At 38.8% G+C, this 21,854-nt stretch carries 23 protein-coding genes; 4 read left to right on the forward strand and 19 right to left on the reverse strand.

The genetic code is table 11. The features are described from left to right. Positions 1-879: 879 nt before the first annotated feature. Complete coding sequence (locus tag AAIH57_RS05500) at positions 880-1,641, reverse strand: SDR family oxidoreductase (RefSeq protein ID WP_430020841.1); 762 nt, start codon at positions 1,639-1,641, stop codon at positions 880-882. 231 nt (positions 1,642-1,872) lie between these two features. Between AAIH57_RS05500 and AAIH57_RS05505 the strand changes: the two genes are divergently transcribed. Beyond that, the gene (locus tag AAIH57_RS05505) at positions 1,873-2,037 is read left to right on the forward strand and encodes a hypothetical protein (protein ID WP_430020842.1); all 165 of its coding nucleotides are present in this window, start codon (positions 1,873-1,875) and stop codon (positions 2,035-2,037) included. Next, complete coding sequence (locus AAIH57_RS05510; RefSeq protein WP_430021337.1) at positions 2,000-2,356, forward strand: hypothetical protein; 357 nt, start codon at positions 2,000-2,002, stop codon at positions 2,354-2,356. The genes AAIH57_RS05505 and AAIH57_RS05510 overlap by 38 nt, the downstream gene beginning before the upstream one ends. Before the next feature lie 422 nt (positions 2,357-2,778). On the opposite strand, the gene AAIH57_RS05515 is transcribed toward AAIH57_RS05510, so the two are convergent. The 16 genes from AAIH57_RS05515 to AAIH57_RS05590 form a co-directional block, all read right to left on the reverse strand. After that, positions 2,779-3,810, reverse strand: coding sequence for an aldo/keto reductase (locus tag AAIH57_RS05515; protein WP_430020843.1), 1,032 nt, complete (start codon positions 3,808-3,810; stop codon positions 2,779-2,781). 155 nt (positions 3,811-3,965) lie between these two features. Next, positions 3,966-5,405 carry a DHA2 family efflux MFS transporter permease subunit gene (locus tag AAIH57_RS05520; RefSeq protein ID WP_430020844.1) on the reverse strand — a complete coding sequence of 480 codons (1,440 nt, stop codon included), beginning with the start codon at positions 5,403-5,405 and terminating at the stop codon, positions 3,966-3,968. A gap of 68 nt (positions 5,406-5,473) precedes the next feature. After that, the gene (locus AAIH57_RS05525) at positions 5,474-6,613 is read right to left on the reverse strand and encodes an NtaA/DmoA family FMN-dependent monooxygenase (protein WP_430020845.1); all 1,140 of its coding nucleotides are present in this window, start codon (positions 6,611-6,613) and stop codon (positions 5,474-5,476) included. Between the two features lie 394 nt (positions 6,614-7,007). Beyond that, positions 7,008-7,433, reverse strand: a complete 426-nt coding sequence (locus AAIH57_RS05530) for a MarR family winged helix-turn-helix transcriptional regulator (protein ID WP_175398573.1) — start codon at positions 7,431-7,433, stop codon at positions 7,008-7,010. Positions 7,434-8,314: 881 nt separating this feature from the next. Further along, a complete protein-coding gene (locus AAIH57_RS05535; RefSeq protein ID WP_430020846.1) occupies positions 8,315-9,673 on the reverse strand; it encodes an NtaA/DmoA family FMN-dependent monooxygenase in 1,359 nt (452 codons plus the stop codon). Next, positions 9,658-9,846 (reverse strand): hypothetical protein, encoded by a 189-nt coding sequence (locus tag AAIH57_RS05540; RefSeq protein ID WP_430020847.1) that lies wholly within the window; start codon positions 9,844-9,846, stop codon positions 9,658-9,660. Before AAIH57_RS05540 ends, AAIH57_RS05535 begins: the two co-directional genes overlap by 16 nt. 114 nt (positions 9,847-9,960) lie before the next feature. Then, positions 9,961-10,929, reverse strand: coding sequence for an NAD(P)H-dependent flavin oxidoreductase (locus AAIH57_RS05545; protein ID WP_430020848.1), 969 nt, complete (start codon positions 10,927-10,929; stop codon positions 9,961-9,963). Between the two features lie 471 nt (positions 10,930-11,400). Further along, the gene (locus AAIH57_RS05550; RefSeq protein WP_175398576.1) at positions 11,401-11,826 is read right to left on the reverse strand and encodes a MarR family winged helix-turn-helix transcriptional regulator; all 426 of its coding nucleotides are present in this window, start codon (positions 11,824-11,826) and stop codon (positions 11,401-11,403) included. A gap of 432 nt (positions 11,827-12,258) precedes the next feature. Then, positions 12,259-12,921 (reverse strand): nitroreductase family protein, encoded by a 663-nt coding sequence (locus tag AAIH57_RS05555; protein WP_430020850.1) that lies wholly within the window; start codon positions 12,919-12,921, stop codon positions 12,259-12,261. 756 nt (positions 12,922-13,677) lie between these two features. Further along, positions 13,678-14,052: a winged helix-turn-helix transcriptional regulator gene (locus AAIH57_RS05560; RefSeq protein ID WP_430020851.1), complete on the reverse strand. Its 375-nt coding sequence runs from the start codon at positions 14,050-14,052 to the stop codon at positions 13,678-13,680. Positions 14,053-14,368: 316 nt separating this feature from the next. Further along, positions 14,369-14,791, reverse strand: a complete 423-nt coding sequence (locus AAIH57_RS05565; RefSeq protein ID WP_430020852.1) for a VOC family protein — start codon at positions 14,789-14,791, stop codon at positions 14,369-14,371. 99 nt (positions 14,792-14,890) lie between these two features. Continuing rightward, positions 14,891-15,463: a histidine phosphatase family protein gene (locus AAIH57_RS05570; RefSeq protein ID WP_430020853.1), complete on the reverse strand. Its 573-nt coding sequence runs from the start codon at positions 15,461-15,463 to the stop codon at positions 14,891-14,893. 178 nt (positions 15,464-15,641) lie between these two features. Further along, on the reverse strand, positions 15,642-16,115 hold the full coding sequence (locus AAIH57_RS05575; RefSeq protein WP_430020854.1) for a DinB family protein: 474 nt from the start codon (positions 16,113-16,115) through the stop codon (positions 15,642-15,644). Between the two features lie 190 nt (positions 16,116-16,305). Continuing rightward, positions 16,306-16,860, reverse strand: coding sequence for a DUF4825 domain-containing protein (locus AAIH57_RS05580; RefSeq protein WP_430020855.1), 555 nt, complete (start codon positions 16,858-16,860; stop codon positions 16,306-16,308). Then, a complete protein-coding gene (locus AAIH57_RS05585; protein WP_430020856.1) occupies positions 16,857-17,531 on the reverse strand; it encodes a permease prefix domain 1-containing protein in 675 nt (224 codons plus the stop codon). The genes AAIH57_RS05580 and AAIH57_RS05585 overlap by 4 nt, the downstream gene beginning before the upstream one ends. Then, a complete protein-coding gene (locus AAIH57_RS05590) occupies positions 17,528-17,878 on the reverse strand; it encodes a PadR family transcriptional regulator (protein ID WP_175398567.1) in 351 nt (116 codons plus the stop codon). The genes AAIH57_RS05585 and AAIH57_RS05590 overlap by 4 nt, the downstream gene beginning before the upstream one ends. A gap of 579 nt (positions 17,879-18,457) precedes the next feature. Between AAIH57_RS05590 and AAIH57_RS05595 the strand changes: the two genes are divergently transcribed. Further along, positions 18,458-18,865, forward strand: coding sequence for a hypothetical protein (locus tag AAIH57_RS05595; protein ID WP_430021338.1), 408 nt, complete (start codon positions 18,458-18,460; stop codon positions 18,863-18,865). Between the two features lie 459 nt (positions 18,866-19,324). Here the strand turns inward: AAIH57_RS05595 and AAIH57_RS05600 are convergent, their stop codons facing one another. Beyond that, on the reverse strand, positions 19,325-19,759 hold the full coding sequence (locus AAIH57_RS05600) for a hypothetical protein (RefSeq protein ID WP_430020858.1): 435 nt from the start codon (positions 19,757-19,759) through the stop codon (positions 19,325-19,327). Positions 19,760-20,479: 720 nt separating this feature from the next. Beyond that, positions 20,480-20,758: a recombinase family protein gene (locus AAIH57_RS05605; RefSeq protein ID WP_430020860.1), complete on the reverse strand. Its 279-nt coding sequence runs from the start codon at positions 20,756-20,758 to the stop codon at positions 20,480-20,482. Between the two features lie 263 nt (positions 20,759-21,021). Here AAIH57_RS05605 and AAIH57_RS05610 point away from each other — a divergent pair, with 263 nt between their 5' ends. Beyond that, the gene (locus AAIH57_RS05610; RefSeq protein ID WP_430020861.1) at positions 21,022-21,498 is read left to right on the forward strand and encodes a hypothetical protein; all 477 of its coding nucleotides are present in this window, start codon (positions 21,022-21,024) and stop codon (positions 21,496-21,498) included. Positions 21,499-21,854 lie beyond the last annotated feature (356 nt).

Genomic DNA, 21,854 nt, shown 5'->3' on the forward strand with positions numbered 1-21,854 from the left:
ATGATAATAGAATCCAAAAAAAGGTTACCTTATATACAGCTTAGTGATAAGCAAGTTCCTAACATGAAGGGAGATATTTTTAATTTTATGAATTGAAGAGCAAGATGACGATTAGATATACGCCTAACCGGCAATAGGAACATGTTCTTGTCCTCAACAGCTAGTTTCAATCCGATATTTCGCTTTTTTTACCTAGCCAACTGTGTCTAACCTCTCATTGTGTCAGTTATCCATAACATTGTGAACATTTTCATGTATTATGGTACTTAATAAAGCTTTAAGTGCATGTTATCAATATTTAGATATACATCTAATCGGTAATCGGACTATGTTCTTGTCCATTCCGGCAATCGGTACAAGTTCTTGTCCTTGGGTCGGGACAAGAACTTGTACCGATAAAATAAAAAAGCCGCTAAAATAGCGACTTCAATGGGACCATGTTCTTGTCCCTCGACACCTCCCTATCAAAATGAATTATTTTAATTAACAAAAAATACCCAGTCCTATCAAAAGTATTATTTCTTCACTACCTCCTCTATTTTACTGGAGAGACCTTAATGAAATTCAACAATGCCTGGTATCGGCTAATTGACATACTAAATGCAGGCATAGGGATTTAATAAGAAAAAGGAAAACCTTGAGAATGATGTTCTCAAGGTTTTAATATAGTAATTATTTGTGATAATCATTAACCTTCCCATTTGAGCCATTTGTTTCTATAGTACTTATTAGGATTCAGTCGAATTTTATTAAGATAATCTGCGTAGCGCTTCATATACGGTGTTCTCGCATTCTTCAGCATCCGGCACTTGAAAGACACCTAATAAGCCTACCACCTTCGTGTTACACAATGGAACCAATAGTCATAGATGAATGAAATTAATGGTCTGTTGGCGCTTGGCTCGCCATATCGTTAAGTTGGGTTACAAAAGCTCCTTCCTTCGGACCTTGATTATCACGAATCATTTTCGCTTGTTCCACTAGAACCTCTTCAGCATCCGTACCGAGTAATCTTATTGTTTCTTCAATGAATGCTTCAAGTGGCATCGCATGCGAATTGTTACTAATATCTCCCATGAGTTCCGTTTGAACCCCAGGTGGTATGATTTCTAATACTTTTACTGTTGTATCTTTAAACAAATAACGTTGTGATAAGGTATAGGAATGGAGCGCTGCCTTGGTCGCCGAATACACCGCAGTCGCTGCGTACGGAATAAACCCGACTGAAGAAGTCGTATTAATGATCACAGCTTCTTCTTTAGACTTCAAATGTTCAATTAATGAAGACGTCATTCGAATTGGTCCAAGCAAGTTTGTTGAGACCGTTGAAACCAGAACCTCTTCGTCAATCACACCCGCAGCCTCATCGAAAAGCATGATGCCGGCGTTATTAAATAAGACATTCAAATCAGGAAAGTCCTGAATAAGTTGCTTAGCGGTTGCCTCAATACTGGAAAGATCCTGTATGTCCAGTTCAACTGCAGACATTCCGGTATTAGCACTAATCACTTCCTCTAGACGCTCTTTTCTTCTACCCGAGATGATTACTTTGTTTCCAAGGTTGTGTAGAGCTTCTGCCAATGCACGTCCAATTCCTGAACCGCCACCTGTAATGAAGATCGTGTTTCCTGTAAGTTTCATTTTAAATTCCTCCAATATTTGGTTATAATTATTTCGAAATTGTATTACATTGTTCGATGAAATCGGTATTAACTATTAATCTTGCACTTTAAGATTTCAAAATGGACTAACCACCTTCTAAGCAGTATATTATTACAACAATAGTTGCTTTAGTTGTTCAATTGTATCCGGAACATCATTGAGGAACAACCAACAATGCGGGCCATAGGTTTAAAAAAAGGAGTTAGATCCATGGGACTTAAAGTAAGAAATATTCGTACAACTCGAACAAGAGAATCCATTTTTGAGTCACTTTTTGAACTGATGGAAGAAAAAGATTTTGATAAAATAACAAAAAAATTTAACGGAACGGGCCCAAATCAATCGGGCAACTTTCTATGCTCATTTCCAAGATAAATATGAATTGTTGGATGAGATTATAAAAAAATCAGCGGAAGAACTTATTCAACAACATACTAATGGTGTGTGTACTTTTACAAAAGATAATATGATGCAATTAGTATTCGCAGCATTTGAGTATCATCAACAAGTCAAAAAGAAATGTCGCCGTAACTATAACAGAATTATTCCTCTACTCTCTTCAAAATTAGTCAATGCACTAAAGCATTATTTGAATCTTTGTAAGCAGGAAATATCCTCTGATGAACGTACTTTGTACGTACAAATCTATGCCAACATGATTAATGAAGCAGTTACTTTGCATACTGCTGAATAAATTAAACTAACAGAACAAAGTATAGCAGAGCATATTGTTCAAATGATGAACCTGGACTAATCGAAAAAGTGAGCCATAGTTAGGTAACAGCTGCTTGAGAGTGCAGCAACAAGCCCATTATGTTACGTTTCTCTTGCACAGCCAATAGTGCCAACATAGGATCCATAGAGGGAACATAGGAGACTGTGGTCCTGAGAACCATCAAGCTGGAGTATCAGCGATGAATATCATTTGAAATTTTCCTTTTCTAAAGAGGCTGGGCTGGGCATCTGGAATAGCTAGAAAAATTTCCCTAGTTTACTTCTTCTGCACATACTCCACTAATTCCCTTGGGTTCACCATCCCATATCTCAACGGTTCATTGCCTTTACATTCCTTCGTTATAACCTAAGCTCACGATACTCTGGACTCTGAATATTCTGTCAAAAAAGCGGTTCCAGGCGATCTCTTTTCTGATAGTTAACCATCCAACCTGGGTATTCAGGAGGCAGTATACTCACTTCGTCAAGTTGCTGAATTTCATCATCCGTCAGTTCTAAATTTGCGGCTTCCAGATTTTCTTCCAACTGTTCCAATCGTTTCGCGCCAACAAGAACAGAGGTTACAACTGGTCTTGTCATCAGCCAAGCGAGCGCCACACTTGCTATACTTGTCCCATGTGCTTCAGCGATCGGTTTTATCTTATCAATGATATTCCAAGCTCGCTCTTTATCTACAATCGGGAAATCAACCGCAGAGCGGCGCGAATCCTCTGCCTTTTGATTGTGTCGATCGTAACGCCCTGACAGCAGACCGCCAGCAAGCGGACCCCACACCAGAAGTCCCATCTTCTTTACTTCCATCAGAGGCACCAACTCTCGTTCAACATCGCGGCTGGCAAGAGAATAATACCCCTGAACCGTTTCAAAGCGAGCCAGGTTTTTGCGTTCAGAAATACCAAGAGCATCAGCAATTTTCCAAGCATGCCAGTTCGATACGCCAATATATCGTACCTTACCCTGTGTTACCAGATCATTTAAAGCACCTAAAGTTTCTTCTACAGGTGTCAAGAAATCATCGGCGTGAATCTGATACAAATCGATATATTCCATCTTCAATCTCTTTAAACTTGCTTCCACTGCATTCATAATATGTCCTCTTGAAGCACCGACATCGTTACGTCCCATACCTGTTCGTCCGGCGGCTTTGCTAGCAATTACAACTTCCTCCCGCGCAATACCAAGATTGCGGAAGGATTGTCCTAGAATAATTTCACTTTCACCTTCTGCATAATTATCAGCAGTATCAAAGAAGTTAATTCCGATATCGACACTCTTTTTTATCATCTTGTCGGCTTCATCCTGCCCAACTAAACCGAGAATTTTATGGTTATCCTTTCCACTCGTGAACGTCATTGTACCTAACGCAAGTTGTGAAACTAAAAGTCCTGTATTTCCAAGCTGCTTATATTTCATTCTGTGTATCCTCCTTAATATTGGGCATTTTATAGCATGACAATCATACTCGCTTTGCAATCCACGTAACTGTCCGCTACATCCGTGATAATGTGCCTCTTCTTTTTTTATTTGTCATAAAAGCATGGTGAATACGTGTAAATAAACTTTCATATTTAATGCATATGCATGCTCTTTTCTGTTCCGCGGTTGATAACGGAGCGGCGCACGAACAAGCCAATAATAAAGCCAATAACAGCAATTAAAAGCAAATTCCAAAACACGGTTTGCGCTCCCGCAGTTATCGCATTTGCGATTTCATTCGGCATTGTTGGTGTAGATGAGGAAGCTAAATACTTATTCTTTCCACCTGTTAAAATACTAATCGCTACAGCTGTTCCCATAGCCCCAACGACTTGCATCAACGTGTTCAGGGCAGCTGAACCATGTGGATATAATTCAGATGGCAGCGAGTTTAAGGCGTTTGTTTGTGAGGCTGGCCAAACGAGTCCAATCCCTCCCGCTAGAACCATATGCAATGCAATAATTAATCCAACTGATGAAGCTGGCGTTAATGTTGTGAAGAACCATAAAACCAACATCACAATGACTAAACCTGGAATTATAACCCATTTCGGTCCGTACTTATCGTATAAGCGTCCAGAAACCATCTGGAAAATACCATTTATTGCACTACCAGGTAATAATATTAAGCCTGTAACAAATACAGATAGCCCTGCCCCTGTTTGCAAGAACATTGGCAAAACAATCATTGTGGTCATAAAAATCACTATACACATCATCACTAGGAAAACCCCGACAACGAACATCGGATATTTAAATACACGTAAATTTAGTAACGGCTGATCCTTATTTTGTCGCAATACAAACAAGATAAGTGCAATCACACCAACAATAATCAACGTCAGAGCGACGGAACTTTCCCCCCCATGGCCTCCTTCACCAGCTTGACCAAATCCAAATACGATACTTCCGAAACCAATTGTGGATAAAACTGCTGAAAGCACATCAATACGTTGCTTACTTACTTCTGTTACATTTTCTAAATACTTCATCCCAAACAACATACCAATCACTATGAATGGTAGTAAGGACCAGAAAATAAAGTGCCAAGACAAATACTGGATTATCATCCCACTAATCGCTGGCCCCAGTGCTGGTGCAAACGATAAGACTAACCCAATATAGCCCATCGCTGCGCCTCGCTTTTCTGGAGGAAAAATCACAAGCAATGTGTTAAACATGAGCGGTAATAATAACCCCATACCAATTGCCTGTATAACACGTGCAAACATGAGCATTTCGAAGTTTAAGGATACAGCCGCTAAGAATGTACCTGCCGTTAAACTAGCTGTTGACACGATAAAAAGTTGTCTTGTTGTATACATTTGCAATAATAGACCAGTGAACGGCATTAGAATACCAAGTGTTAGTAAGTAACCTGTTGTCAACCATTGCGCTGTAGCCGCCGAAATGTGGAACACTTCCATTAAATTAGTCATTGCTATGTTTAGAGCGGTCTCGCTAAACATCCCAACAAAACCACAGATAAGCAGCGATGCCAAGATGGCACGTGTATTGTATTGCTTCTTCATTTCACTATCTCCTTGAAATCAACATAGTCGTTTATTTTTTTGCCCTACCTGCACCATAACGACGGTCGTCAGGCTTTATCTTTTGTATACCTATTTTCCAGGAAAGGAAGACCTAAATTACCTCTCAACGTACGGGATTCATATTCACTTCGGAATATTCCCTTTTCCTGCAGGATCGGTACGACCAGATCAATAAAATCATCAATTCCCGAAGGATGTTCTTGTCTTAGAAGCAATACGTCCATTGTGCCCGTTTGATGCCAATGTTCAATCCTATCGGCTACGGTCTCTGCGGATCCGAAAAATAGGGGTTTAGGAGTACGGTATCCTGGGGGCGATAACCTTTGTAACTCCAGAAACTTTTCATTCGCCTCCGTTTCTGTTCTTCCAACAATGATGTGTTGTGAAGGCATAATTAACAGGTCTTCCGGAGCTCGTCCTGCAAGGCCTGCTCTTCTTCTCAATTCCTTACTAAATTGCTTGGCGTAGTTGTAATCATCCCCATTTATGAACACACCTTCAGCATGTTTGGATGCGATATTCATAAACGCTTCAGACGTACCCGCTTGAAAAATGACGGGTCTTCCTTGTGGAGAACGACTAATATTAAGCGGACCGTCAACAGAAAAGTACTTGCCTCTGTAATTCAGTTGGTGCATCTTTCTTGGATTGAGGAAGATACCACTCTCTTTATCACGAACAAAAGCATCATCTTCATAGGAATCCCACAGGCCTTCTACAATTTCGATGAACTCTTTATTCAAAGGGTATAAATCTTCTTTAGACAAATGCCTTCTGCTGTAGTTAGCCAACCCCCCAGAATTAGATGTAACAGCGTTCCATGCCGCTCGCCCGTTACTAATTTTATCGAGAGAGGCCATCTGTCTAGCCACTGTAAATGGATCAGCGTAAGACGTGGCTATAGTCGCAGCAAGCCCGATGTGGCTAGTGGCCATGCTTAATGCGGATAGTATCGTTACACCTTCAAACATGCTTAGAAAATGCGGGATATTTCCAGGCCCTATATGGCTTACATCTGCTAAAAAAACCATATCGAACTTGCCCTCTTCTGCTCGTTTCGCCATCTTGACATAGAAATCTACACTTTCGCTTGCATTGGCAGGCATATTAGGGTGGCGCCATGCCCAGTAACTCCAACCAACCCCTTCAACTATAACGCCGATCTTAAGCTGTTTTTTACTTTTCATTTTTGCTCCTCTTTCTGTAAGATCAAACTCTCTAGCCAATATCCCAATGGCTTTTAATCTCGTAGCCTTTTCGGATTAAAAATCGGAATCATAATTTCGTCCACCCAGGCTTCATTTGCTTTTTCACTTAGTCTTTTGGCCACATTTACAATACTTTCGATAACAAATCGTTCACGGTTGAATGCCTTGGCTCTTTCTTCTTCATATGAATACACATGGGATGCTGCTAATGGCCGCTCAAGTCGTCATGAATTTATCTCCTTTGTCCGTTTGTATGAAAGAGACATAGATCGTTAGCCCACTAACCAATTAGATAAACTTTCAAACATCAAATTATTTAGTGTGCTAAATAATAATTTAGCCTGCTAACTAATATTCAGAAAGTGGAGAGTGCTTAAAACAAATTACTCTCCATTTGCTTCATAAGCCGTCGTAAGAGGAGTCGTTCATCAATTGAGATCGATTTTAGCAACTTTTCTTGATGCTTTTTCCATATAATACGAACGGGCTCCTCAAGTTCCTTTCCTTTATCGGTTAAATAAATCCGCATGACTCGTGCATCTTTTTCATCACGCTTACGATAGATGAATCCGTTTTGTTCAAGTGATTTAACCATGTTGGTTATAGTGGGAGGTTCACAGTTTAATTGTTCACTTAGCTGCATTTGTGTTACTCCATCATCTAAGAATAAACGGTAGAGCAGATTATCTTGTCCGACATGCAGGTTTAGTTCCCTAAGACTTTCGCCGTAATCTCGTCTCATTCTTGCCGAAAGTTTATCGAACAGCTCACGGATCTCACAGTCAATTTCTTTCTCCATGTTGTTCTCCCGACCTTTATTATTGATATTGTTTAGCAGGCTAAATATATCATGTGTGTAGTTCAGCCGTCAACTATTGTTCGTCCGTAAGAGAAAATCATACCCATTATTTATATTTTATTGTTTTTCCTTGTAGTTCCGACTATTCATTATAATTTTAAGCAGGTATAAGGTGTTTTTGGATTGAGTTAACTATCTGAATGGAGGGTACAGTGTAACATATCGTATTTTCGAAAGAGCGTAGATGTATCCGTACGATCCGCAGAATGGAAGCGCGTTAGTCAATGAAACAGCGACAGTCTAGGTCTTTATTTTTTGGTCCTTGGCAGTCCATGTTTCAAACATCAAACTAGCCAACTAACAAGGAACTGGCTTTCAGCCGGTTTATTTGTGAACGGTTTTATTCAAAGCACTCCTTTATACTCTCCGGCTTCTCTTCCATCCCTCTAACACCATCCCTACCTTCTTCTGCTCTTCTAGGATCTTTCCACATGCTTAGCCCTAGACCATGCTCAAGGTAACATAGTCGTATGGACTCTTTGCATCGATGTGGCTTGCTAATCTCCGTATCTGTCCTTCTGACGTTTCATCCAGGTTACTCTTATCAGTTGAGCCATGACGTAATCATAACCTTCTTTATTTGAGCAATTCGGTTATGATCGATGCGGATGCTGCTCCCTGAACTAAAACATCAAGTGAATAAGCAAATTTGGATAATCGTTCACAGTCATCAGATCTCAGCCGCATGGACAAACGCTTGCCTTGAGATCCAAGTAAAACATATGATTCGTTATTTAGGTGACAAATGTTCGGAAGGATTGTCCTAGAATAATTTCACTTTCACCTTCTGAATAATTATCAGCAGTATCAAAGAAATTAATCTATTTTCTCACTCCATATTGCTTCGGCACACCCAAGTGTTCACGCAAAGTATTTCCCTCATAATCAAGATGATATAAGCCTCGTTTTTGCAACACGGGCACAACTTTTTCCACAAAATCTTTTACACCTTTTTGACTCTCTGGCACAATGGAAAAACCGTCCGTTGCCCCTGCTTTAAACCATTCTTCAATGAAATCCGCCACATCTTCAGGCGTGCCAACCACTACAGGGTGATAGTTGATGATTCCGTTTGCCAATACATCTCTTGGACTTAGCCCTTGTTTGATTAGCTCTACTGCTCTTAGTGAGCGTGGGTCGCCTGGATTCGGCGTGGCTTGATATTGTAAAGATTTTGGTAGGGGTTCATTCAAATTCAAGTCATGTAAATTTACGCCAATCATCGCTGACAAATAGCGAATTTGTCCTTCAAATGCATCTTTCCCCATAAAATCTAGTAACTGATGACGGCGGGAAAGTGCTTCTTCATAAGTATCGCCCACCGTAACCATAAAACCAGAAAACATATTGATTTCATCAGGGTTTCTACCGTATTTTATCGCACTTTGTTTTAACAAATTACGGTAATGACGAGCTTCTTCAATCGTAAAAGGGTTAGCATAAACACCGCTGGCAAATTTACCTGCCATTTCCACCCCTCCAAAACTTGGACCTGCCTGAAAAATAGGCGGTTGCCCTTGCGGACTTGGTGGAAGGGGAAGTGGGCCTCGGGTCTGGTAGTATTGACCATTGAAATTTGCAGGGGTTAATTGATCCAGTTTGATAAATTCGCCAGTTTGTTGGTCTGTAATGTAGGCATTTTCGCCAAAACTTCCCCAAAGAGACTGCACTGCTTCTACCATTTCATCTGCCATTTCATAACGAGTGGTAGTGTCAGGCAGAGGACTAGCTCCAAAATTATAAGCAACCTCACGAGTTCCTGTTGTTACCGCATTCCATCCGACACGCCCACCACTTATGAGGTCCAGCGTTTTAAGTTGGCGAGCCAAATTATACGGTAAGTTGTAAGTGGTAGAATAGGTTGCTACCAAACCGATTTTCTGGGTATGCGTGGCAACAGCAGCTAGCATCGTCATCGGTTCCATCACAAACATCGGTGATTTTCGAGCCATATCACCATTTACCCCAGCTCCCACCATCCCAGGTGTATCCGCAATAAACAGCGTGTGAATTTTACCCTGTTCAGCAAGTTTGGCAAGCTCAATATAGGCATTGATGTCGGTGTAAGCCTTTGGATTACTATCATTAAATCGCCAAGAATAACCCTCACCACCATAGCCTGTTACAAACATGATGGCCAGCTTGATTTGCTTGTTTGAATTATCTAAATAGTCGTGCATCGTTTTCCTCCTTTATTTTTTTTCACTCTCTGATTGATCCATCCCACAATATCATCAACTACTACATCTCCGTTTGGTTCAAACATCAAATAATGTCCAAGTTCGCTATAAAGTCTCAAACTTTTATTTTTTGAAGCCGTTTCTTGATAAAAATCAATGGCATCTTTAGGCACAACATAAACATCATCTATCACAACCGCTTACCAGTAAAACAGGTGCGATAAATTTGTCAGTTGTTCATTTTAAATCGTCCTTTCTTATCTTAAAGCATCTACCAGAATATATTTTCACTCAATGCCACTCATTAAACGATCGATAATGATTTCAACCGAATCAATTTGATGGATCATTGAAATGCCAAGCCCCAATGAGGCGAAACCTTTTGATAAATCACCGTATAGCATGCCATTTCTCATCCCCGATGCTGGATTCGATGCTTGGTAAATCTCTTCATTTTTGGCTAAATTGCGATCCAATTCTGCCAATTTATTTGGGAGTTCCCCCGGTAGAGAACGGTAATAGGCAGGTTGCGTGCGATAAAGCAACATATCATTAGCATCTGATTTAATTAAAGCATCTTTAATATTATCAGCCATACGAGACTCTTTTGAGGCAAGAAAGGCAGTCCCGACAAACACCCCTTCCGCTCCTAGAGCCATTGCAGCTTTGGCAGTGCGTTCATCTGTAATCCCGCCAGCGGCTAATACTGGCACACGACCTTTTGCAGCATCTACCACCAAGGGCACAATAGAAAAGGTACCAATAACGTTTGCTGGAACTTGTCCCCCTTCATCAAAACCTGTGGCAACCAGAATATCCACACCACCTTTGATAGCTTCCTCTGTCACTTCAACAGTTGGTGCCCCTCGATAAATGATTTTGATATTGTTGGCCTTAAATTTTTGAGTCCATTCCTTTGAAAATGCCCCTACCATCACAGCCACTTCGACCCCCTCTTCTACCATCATGTCTAGCATGGGTTGTGTATAGAGGTCAAAACCTGCCACCGTAGGAATGATATTGATTCCAATAGGATTTGAGGTGATACTTCTAGCAATACGAACCTCACGGCGCATATTCTCCACCGTTTCTTCAACGGTCTTGGCAGGTTCTGATTGTCCAGCATTGATGCCAAGCACACCTAGTCCTCCACCCTTACTAATAGCTCCTACAAACTTACCGTCTGTTAGCCAACTCATTGGTCCTTGAATAATAGGTTTTTCAATCCCTAAAATGTCTGTTACACGATTTTTCATTGTGTTTCCTCACTTTCTATTTTAGAATACTTCGCCTTCTCTCAGACTAGTCTGGTTAGCTAGTCTGAAAAGGAATCTGAGGTCTTAAGTCGACGGTTAATGCTGGAGTATTGGCGATAAAGATCATTTGAAAGTTTTCGTTTTCGGCTAATTTAGCCGCTTCACATAACTATTCGGCTGCTTGGGCGGTGCCCTGCATTCTCCAAGTGCTGATTCGGCTCCGTACCCCGAAACCATTGTAGTGCTAGTTGCATCTCTTTTCTTTCATTCCATCATGTATCTCCTTTGTTTTAAATATGCTCCAAGTAAGCAAAAGAGCCTGGAGTAAATTATTCCCAATCGCATTTCGATAGATCGGAGAAAATGAAGTGATATATAACTTGCTAGCTAATTAACTGGTGATTACCCAGATACTTAGGTTGCTAAGTAAACAATTATATTTAATATGCTAAATATATTTATTAATTAACCTTATTCTAGGTTTCTCTCCAATCGCTTCATAAGATCCCTCAATATTAAGCGTTCCTCCGGTAAGATTGAATGGAGTAATTTTTCTTGCTGCTGTTTCCATTTGAACTCAACCGGCTTCTCTAATTCTTTGCCTTTGTCCGTTAGATAAATTCGCATAACCCTTGCATCTTGTTCATCACGTTTACGGTATATAAATCCGTTTTGTGCCAATGATTTAACCATATTTGTTACCGTAGGCGGTTCACATTTTAAATGTTCACAAAGCTGCATTTGTGTTATCCCATCTCCTAACCACAAACGAGAGAGTAAATTATCTTGGCCTACATAAAGATTAAGTTCCCTAAGACTTTCATTATAATCTCGACGCATTTGAAATGAAATTTTATCTAACGACTGACGAATATCGCAATCAACCTTATGGTTCATACCAGCCTCCGCTAGTCATAAATATATATTTAGTATGCTAACTATATCATCATGACATTTAGGTATCCATTATCTTAAGGGACCTACTCTCATTTTATCGGGCTAAATTTATCTAGAATGGAGGTCAAAAGTATGGATCCAACGATAAGATAGAACCTTGATCCAAATCAACTTGTTCACACTGAAATGTTCAGATTCTGTTTATTACACCGTTATCCTATCAACTTGTGGTGTTGAGTAACTTTGTTACAGACAATAGAATAAAACTAATTCTTATTTTTACACTCTTTATCAAATCCATCCTTATATAATCTAGACACCTTTTCACCTGTTTTGCACGTATCTCGAGTCCACCTTATAGGCATATAAATTAATAGGGATAAAATAAAGTTTTACTTTTTATATGAAATACTTCTTTGCATTAAGTCAAGCTTATTCTGATGGAAATTTGTTAAAGAACGCTACATCCTCAATAGGAAGACGTGTAGTACGATGTCCTGGTTTTGTTGCTTTTCCAATCGCAATGATCATAACCGGCACATACTGCTCGGAAATTCCGAACGCTTCAAATAACTTTGCTTTATCGTATCCATGCATCGGAACAGTGTCGTAACCTTTAGATCGTGCGACAAGCATGAGTTGCATCGAAATTAGGCCACCATCCGTATATACGATTTGTAGCGTCGCTTCAGGAGACATGTTTGAGTACATATCAACATTTTGTTCGATGAATGATTTAGCCGTATCAATCGGCATAAAACCTGCATCAACAGCCTGACCATAAATTTTTTCTGTCTTCTGGTAGCTTTTCAAATCTCCTAGCACAGCAATAACGGCAGAAGCTTCGACTACTTGTTGTTGGTTAAACGCGATAGGCAAAAGCTTTTCTTTCAACTCTGGTGTATCGATAACGAGAAAACGCCATGGCTGCAGATTCGAAGACGAAGGAGCCAATGTTGCCAGTTCGAGTATTTCAGTCATTTCTTCACGTGAGATCTGCACGGATGGATCGTATGCACGAACAGAACGACGTTCACGAATCACATCTAAGAACAGTTGCTGTTCGATCTTTTCTGAATTTTGAGAGTTTGACATTGTAAAATTCCTCCTAGAAATAACTTGATTGTTTTGTTCTCCATATTTGTTACCATAGGCGGTACGCATTTTAAATGTTCACATAGCTTAGTTACATTTGTGTTATTCCATCACCTAACCACAAACGAGCGAGTTGTTTATCCTGGCGTACATGAAGATTAAGTTCTCTTAGACTTTCGTTATAATCTCGACGCATTTGGGATGAAATTTTATCTAACGACTCATGAAAATCGCATCCAACCTTAAAGATCATAGGTATGCCCCCACTATCAAAATGTATTTAGCGTGCTAACTATAACATGGTGAAACGGACCTCCTCACATTTTAACTGATTGAATTTATCTAGAACGGGGGCAAAAGTATGGATCTAACTCAAAAGATTGAAAGATGAACCCACATCAGCGTTTCACACTAAAATGACAGATTCAGTTTATTACACCGTTTGCCTATCAACTTGGTGCATTGAGTAACTTTGTTACAGACAATAGAATAAAACCAATTCTCATTTTTTTAAAGAGGGCAATAAAAATTGCCTTAGTACATTTTTTGTACTGAATAGCTTGGTTAGTGCAAAATAAAGCTGCCACAATGACAGCTTAGGATCTTTACTTCTTCCTACGTTACTTTAATACATTTCTTCACAAACTTTTATCGTAAAAGAAAACTGCCGTTAGAACGATCTCTCCTCCCACAACTTTACTTTATCCACCATTTAAATTTTGGGGTAAATTGTAAACGATAAATAGAACGCTTTGGTTAGTCTACCTGCTCCCCGAACTGCTCCCCGAACTTCTTCCCGAACTCTTCCATCAAATTAATTATAGGAATGAATTCTTTCCCTTTTGAGGTTAATGAATAATCTACTCGAGGAGGAACCTCTGGATAAACTTTACGATTTATTAAGCCATCTCTTTCTAATTCTCGAAGTTGCTTTGTAAGAGAACCTTGTGGAATATCCCATAAAAAAGCTTTAATCTCACTATAACGACGCTCTTTGGTCTTTAAATACCAAAGAATGATATATTTCCAACGCCCAGAAAGTATGTTTTGGGTATAGGCAATGCCATAAACTTCTTCTTTATGTTCCTTTATACACTCTTTATCAAATCCATCCTTATATAATCTAGACACCTTTTCACCTGCTTTCTACTGTTAAGTACAAAAAAATGTACTATGTGAATGTTTATTGCTTCATCAAAAAGATGAGAAATGATTATATTCTAGTATATGTAACTGTTTGGTGAAAATAAAGTGTTAGACTGGAGTCGTTGAATTACCGTTGGTTTTAAAGAGAAGAATCGTCAGCTATTAGAAAATAATTTTTTGACAAGTCCATTAAAAGAAGCAGCGGCAGACCAAGACTTGAAAAATAAAGTCTTAGACTGCCGCTGTTGTCATTAAACTAACGTTTCCCGTTAGTTTAATCTCGCGGTTAACTCATTATAAATCACCTAACTCGTTTGGAAATTGGATGATCTTCATTCATTTCTAGCAAGTCCCACAAATTTCCGTATAAATCTTTAAATACAGCAACTATTCCGTAAGATTGTTCTTTGGGTTCTCTAACAAATTCCACCCCCCTTGAGACCATTTCATTATAATCTCTCCAGAAGTCGTCAGTGTTTAAAAATAGGAATACTCGACCACCAGTTTGATTGCCAATAAACGGCTCTTGTTCAGGTTTTGAAGCTCTTGCAAGTAAGATGGTAGTACCGACCGAACCAGGAGGTGAGACCACTACCCACCTTTTATCTTGCTCTGGTTGATAAACATCTTCAACTAATGTAAAATTCAACACTTTTGTATAGAATGCTATCGCTTCATCATAATCTTTAACAACCAAAGCGATATGTACAATGGACTGAATCATTTCCTAGTCGTCCTCCATTTCGAGTAGTATATATAGCTTGACCGGCTGCTTTCTTAGTTCTATTACGCTATCGTTTCCCGTTAGCTTAGTCCACAATAGCTAAAGGTGTTTGGTACAGTTATATAATTGGCATGCCCACTTGTTGTTAGTGTATGTAAGAATGGTTATAGAAGTATTATCTATATTCGTTTTTTGGAAATGTTGCGGCAAAAGATGTTGTAATGACAGCCCAATCAATGCTCCATGACTTATAACTAATATTCTTTTATCAACATATTCTTTAATCAGTTTTTCGAGAAAAGTTAGACCTCGCTTTGCGACCATCTTGAAATCTTCCATACCAAGATTTTGCTCACGCCAATTTGCTCCCCAACGAGTGATACGCTCTTCCTCGGTGGTGCCCTCAATTAGTCCGCAATTAATCTCTCTAATACGTTCATCAGTGAATACAGGTACTCCTAAACATTGCTGAATGATTTCGGCAGTTTGCCTAACTCTCGTTAGATTACTGGAGAATATAACATCCCATTCTTCGCTTGAAAGTCTTTTTGCCAGTGCAGCTGCTTGCTCTATTCCTTGTTCGTTTAGCGGTATATCAGATGTTCCTTGAGCCTTGCTAAGAATATTCCATTCAGTAACCCCATGTCTAATAAGACCTATTGTGGTCGCCATAGCCGCCCCCTTCATGACTACCATTTCCCCATCATTGCCCAAACAAATAGTACCTAGTACCACATACTTGAACTAACCTTGCCCGTTAGCTGAACAAAAGCAGCAGATCGAGTTGATTAAGCTGCTTTTGGTTTTTATTGAGCTATCTTTCCTCGTAAGCGTAGTTCGTGCTTAGGAACTACAATGATGAGGATTTGTAATGTTCCTTCAAACATTGTTTTGCAATGTAAAAAATTTGTCCCATGTGTTCCGAAAAGTGAGCAGCGCATTGATGCAACATATCTAGATTGGTTCTTTCTCGACTCCTCACTATTTGCTTTTGTTCTAGTGTCTCATCGGATATGTTTCTTATCGTATCGATAACGAATTGGAGTCTTTCTGCACAGACCTTTTCTAGTTCAGACTTCTCAACAAAAAAATGTGTTAATTCTTCTTCGCGGTTTCTCTGGATTTCTTGATGTAATATTCCCTTCAAGATTCTTTCTTTAATATTGCCTTCTACATGCCTAATAAGTGTTGATATACTGTGGCTTGATTCATGGGGTCTCCAGTTGAGTTGTTCATCATCTAATTGACTAATTGCATTTAGAATTCTTTTCCGAATTTCTTCAAACTTTTTTACTAACCATTCTCTATTAAAGTCATGTTTCAAACCAATTACCTCCGTTTCAACTGAAATATTTCCAAGTTAATTCGATAAGTTTATTGTGTTATCCTGCCCGTTAGTTGAACAAAAGCAGTTGATCACATTGACCAGCTGCTTTCTTAGTTCTATTAAGCTATAGTTTCCCGTTAGCTCAATCTTTGCAATCAATCTAATTTCATAGATAATAATCAACCATTTAGTACAACGTCTTCATTCCCATTTCCACGTATTTAGAATCTTCTAATTTACTTTGAAATTCAGTTCTCCATTTATTAGGGGAATTAATTAATGGAGAGTTAGCTTGCCCCTGCAACATTTCTGCATCTTCTCTAGATACTACATACGATAAGTCAGAAAATGTATAACGAATCTCCTGCAAGTTATCAATTAATGCAAAGGTTGCTGTTGCATTATATATTAATGAACGTTCCAACAGTTCTGGTGTGATGTCGGCAGTAAAAGATTTATATAATATATTTGCTGCCAGCTTATCAGGAAAGAGCTCAAGTTCACTCTCAATATTGCCTAGAGGAAGAGAATGAATTAGACCCGATAAATTCCCCGCGTCACCCATGTATTTATTTTTATATCTGATGGATTCTTCAATATTGTGAGTTAGAGGGTCAGTCTGTTGAGCTGCATAGACTTGATCTTCGCGTTCCATTCTCGGCAATAGGATTCCATAAACGGTGACAAAGAGAATAATCCCTATCATAGCTAGAACAAAATTTGCTGTGTTTTTTTTATTCATAAAGATTCACCTACCATATGTTTTTGTTTCACTTTCAATGAAGCTTGGAACAATAATGGAATAATAACAGTAATTAAGGGCCAAATATAATGGGTTGCAAGAACTGCAAACTGATAAGGTCCTAGTATCTGAATACTTCTTCCAAACCATATATCGCTTCCAAAATGGATAGCTGTCGTGAACAACGATTGGATAAGGAAAAATACAGTCCAAATAGCCCAAGCTATATTGCGATGACGCTTATTCGAGACATCATGAGAGATAGCTATATCTTTATTATTTTGATTTAGATTAGTTTTCTTAAGATAACTTATATAACAAACTGCTGCCAAAATCGGCAGAATGACGCTTAAGAGAATACCTGCTTGTTCGATAAGACTTAAAGGTATAGTTAGAACCCAGGCAATTAAAAAATAGAGCGCTGCGGTTTGAAGAAGTTCCGCTTTGTATTTATTCACGTAATATGGAAAATGCCCCTCCACCAAGCCGTCTACACTCTTGATGCTACTTTTTGCTTCTTGTACTGCAACTTCGTATTTCATACCATGTGCTGTCAAATCATGTACTTTGGCTTCAAGATTGCTTAGAATCTCATTTCTAAGTTCTTGCACTTGCCGAGTCTTTTTATATCCGGTAAATAGATGGTCTACATATTTTTCTAATTTGTTCATTCTGCTCCCCCCTCTGATTCAATTAATTGATCAATTAACTTTTTGGCATTTTTCCATGCTAAGAGATTATGTAAATATACTTCATGACCAGAAGAAGTAACTGTGTAATATTTACGCCTACCTCCATGGCTTTCATCTCCCCAGTACGATTTTATGTGACCATGGGATTCCAATCTTTTGAGGCTCGTATAAAGTGATGGTTCTTTCAATTCATACTGACCATAACTATATTTCGAAATAGCTTTTATAATTTCATAGCCATAGTTATCTCCTTCGGTTAAAACCCGTAAGATGATCGTATCCATGTTACCGCGAAGCAAATCTCGGCTGATACTGCTTTCTGTCATTTTGTTCACCCCATTTACATCGTACCACACATTACTATGTATCACAAAGTAATTTACAATGATAAGTAAATTCATCTTAGAATAAAATATAACTACTACCGGTTTTCTGTTTTAGTAATGACTGCTAACTAAAAGTAACAAAACGCTTTGAATAGCTGTCCTGGTGCAATGCTTTTTAAACTAACCTGCCCGTTAGTTTAATTAAACAGATAAGAATTAAAATCGACATTGGTACCATGTTTCAGCAATGGAACTGAGTTCTGTGCTTTTATCTCGCTACATGAGTTCCATCATCCAACTGTTTATATACCTACCTAATCCGAAATGACACAATGTTTTTGTCCTTTTCGGCAATGGTACAAAAAAGCCGCTAAATAAGCGACTTTGAATGGAATAATGTTCTTGTCCTGCAACAACATTGACACAAAGTTCCCTACTTCAGGCGTTTATGCCCTTTGTCTTTAATTAACGAAGCAAATTTGGAACTTGGCTACAGAATCTTGTTTGGCCAAGATAAATATACTAGGATTATGAAACTTACCTAATTCTTCATCAATGTCGTAGCTGATAGGAAACTTCCTGTTTAGTTATTTCCTACAAAAAAATACAAATCGAACTGTTATTATATATCCAATTATCTTCCTTATTACTTACGGTTTACTTGTATTAAGTGGAAATTATACCACCATGACGATAATCATAGTTTTTATTTGGGGAACAGTTCACTCTGCAGGTTTTCTCTTAAGCCAGACCTGGCTAGGCACTGAAACACAGGATGCTCCTGAATTCGGGAATAGTTTATATTTATCGTTCGCTAATTTAGGAATAACACTTGGATCTGCAATAGGCGGGTGGTTCATTTCTCAATTTGGGATTGGAAGTCTTTTATTTAGTGGAATTTTATTTGCCATAATAGCTTTTATTTCTGTATTAACGAAGTTAACCTTTGCTAAAAAACGTATTTTTAGTAGTAATTCATGCAACTAATAAAGCAAAACACTTTGGAAATTAACTGTGTCTCCCAACGTGATCCAGGTAATCCTCCCCTAAGTGCAACCTGACCCCATCATTACACTCCTTTCGAAAAAGGGCCTTGTTACGATCGCGCACTATGGTGCACGCCAGGTCGAGCTCAGCATGCGGATCAATGGTGCGTTATTGACACCAGCGCCGATGACAGTCACGTCCCGACCGGCCATTGATTGGATATAGGTCTCAAGAGCAGGATTCATAAGCACCTCCGCTTAGTAAATGTCATTTAATGAGATATACCACAAATTGGAACTGACATGCCCGTTTGTTCAACAAAAGCAGATGATCACTTTGATCAACTGCTTTCTTTGAATTATTGAACTAACGTTTCCCGTTAGTTCAATAGGGAATTCTTAATATAGCCTTCTTAACTCAGTATAGATTACTTCCCCTTTATTAAGAAAATGTGGAATGTCACATGTCTTGAATTGTTTTTTTCAGTTGCTCATCGAACGACCGATCTACTTCTGATTCGTTGAAGTAAACTATCATAATGTTCTTTTTCTCATATATATTTGGATATGTTATTAGATTTGCGTTTTGCAAACGCTCGTTGAAAGATTCACGTGCTTCCCCTCGTGCCTTTTCCGACTGTAACACATAAACTAGCAAATTTACCGATTCGTCATTATTGACGCTATTCCCGATCCAATACCCGTAGGGCTTCACATTGTCTAAAACTACAAATGGTTCGTTGATTTTTCCCTTCTCACTTAGTTTAATACTTTGTCCTTTAATAGACTGCGTTACATTTCCCATCGTCAGATTTCTTTTTATGTCTCCTCCATCTAAACATCCCGAAAGTAATAATAAAAATGAAACACAAATTATCACTATTTTATACCTCATCGTGCAACACCCTCCTACATATTAGGAACGATTATCCAAGGGAAAGTGTTGCACATATTTTTCGATGTGAAGGTTAGTCATTGAGCTAACCTGCCCGTTAGTTGAACAAAAGCAGCCGATCACGATGGTCAGCTGCTTTGTTGGTTTTATTGAGCTATCGTTTCCCGTGTTGATTAATGATCTAACTCTTGCCCCAAATAAGTCTTTTGAGGTAAATCCATATTGTTGTATGATTTAGAAATTTCCGAACGAGAAATATCCTGTGTTTTAATAGTGAGTATATATCCATTTATTGTGTTAGCAATCATTTCAATTTCAAATGAATTGTATGAAGTCATATCCATTTTCGAAATGATCACTTGCTTACCCAGCACTTTGGATAAAGAAAAGATAATTTGTTTCTTTACATCGTCATTTAAACCTTCAAACAGGAGTACAGACGAACATTATCTTGCATAGTCTTTCTAATGAGTTTCAAACTCCTTCATAACCTTGTAAAAGGTGTTCTTCTTCAGATCCAATCTTTTCATAAATTCTACAGCCGAAAGCTCATTATTCTTCCATAGAGGATAGTCAGTATCCAGGGTGTTCCTTTGCGCCGGTGTAAGAGTATTCAAATTTATTTGTGGCCGCCCTAGGTGCTTCCCTTTTTTCTTGGCTTCAGCAATACCTTCAGCCTATGCTTGCTTAATGCCATTACGTTCCTCTTCAGCAAGCCAGCTAAGTATCTGAAGCACAAGATCCATAAATAAGCTGCCCGCTCCCCTCCAACTCCTGGTACTTCCGATTATCGAGAATTGGAATGTCGATCACCACAACATGAATTTTTGCATCGATCAGCCATTGCCACTCTCTCAATATCTCTTGTTTGTTGCGGCCAAAACGATTAATTGATTTTACGAAGAGCGTATCTCCCTCACGCATGACTCGCTTCAATAACTGATATTCCGGTCGATCACAGTTTTTACCGCCAGCCTTGTTATGTGCTTTAATTTGCATTATACAAAACTCTATGAATACCTTCTAGTACCTTGTTGCTATGTCTCAACTCGAAATAGATAAGATTCAGCAAGACAGTAATTAATACGAGCAGTACTGTAACAACAACTCGAAATTTATCCACCGTAGTTGTTTCCCCCTTTTGAAAATAATATTTCTCAGAAATCTTACAACCTTCCGATAATTGAACACGTTATACTTAGTAAACCTAAAGGAGATTTGCCGTTATTTAGGAATATAACAGGAAAAGGAGTCTTCAATCCATGAAGGGAAAAAAATTATTACCGCTTTTACTTGCTGGAATTGTTGCTGGTTCTATTTTAGTAGCGACGAATACAACTGCGGAAAGAGTTATTGCCCAAACTCCGATGGAGGCAGCAACTGAGTACTATGATGCTTACATTGCTAGGGATGCCGAGGGAATGATGTTCTATTCAAAAGATATAAACTATTTGGATGAGAAAAGTCGTGAAGAAGGGTATGTAAAGGATTTTAAAACCAATCCTACTACTGGGTATGAAATTGTGGGAAGCAAACAGATCAATAGTAATGAAGTTGAGATTTCAGTGATTGAAAAATATGCAGGACAAGGCTACGAACAGTCACCACCACTCCCTTATAAAGTTTTTAAAAGCGACAATGGGTGGAAGGTTTTAGTAGAACCCCTAGAAATCAATACAGCGACAGGTGAAGTCACTAAAGGTACGCCGATTCACCAAAGGAAGTATACGGATAATTAGCTTTGCAACTGAATACTGAAACATAACCTGTTCTATCCACTGATTTCGACTTGCGGGACTGAAAATAGGGATCGTTGCAAAAATGCTGACGATCCTTTTCTGTATACCTTTTAGGACAGTAGCGAGCGTAAAAATTATATTAGACTGATGACCTCATTAAGCTAACGGGCAGGTTAATTGAACCAAAGCAGCCAATCAAATGATCGACTACTTTTTTATTGTTATTGAGCTAACGTTTCCCGTTAGCTTAATCACTGTTTTAATTCGTGATACGCTTCACCGTATCATAAGTAAAGCGAATTTTAAGGTCCCCTGCAATTAGGGAACACTTATTCACGGAGGGGAGTCGTTGCGGC

The sequence above is a fragment of the Paenibacillus sp. MABNR03 genome (genome assembly GCF_050455445.1).
In the GTDB taxonomy this organism is placed as follows: domain Bacteria; phylum Bacillota; class Bacilli; order Paenibacillales; family Paenibacillaceae; genus Paenibacillus; species Paenibacillus xylanilyticus.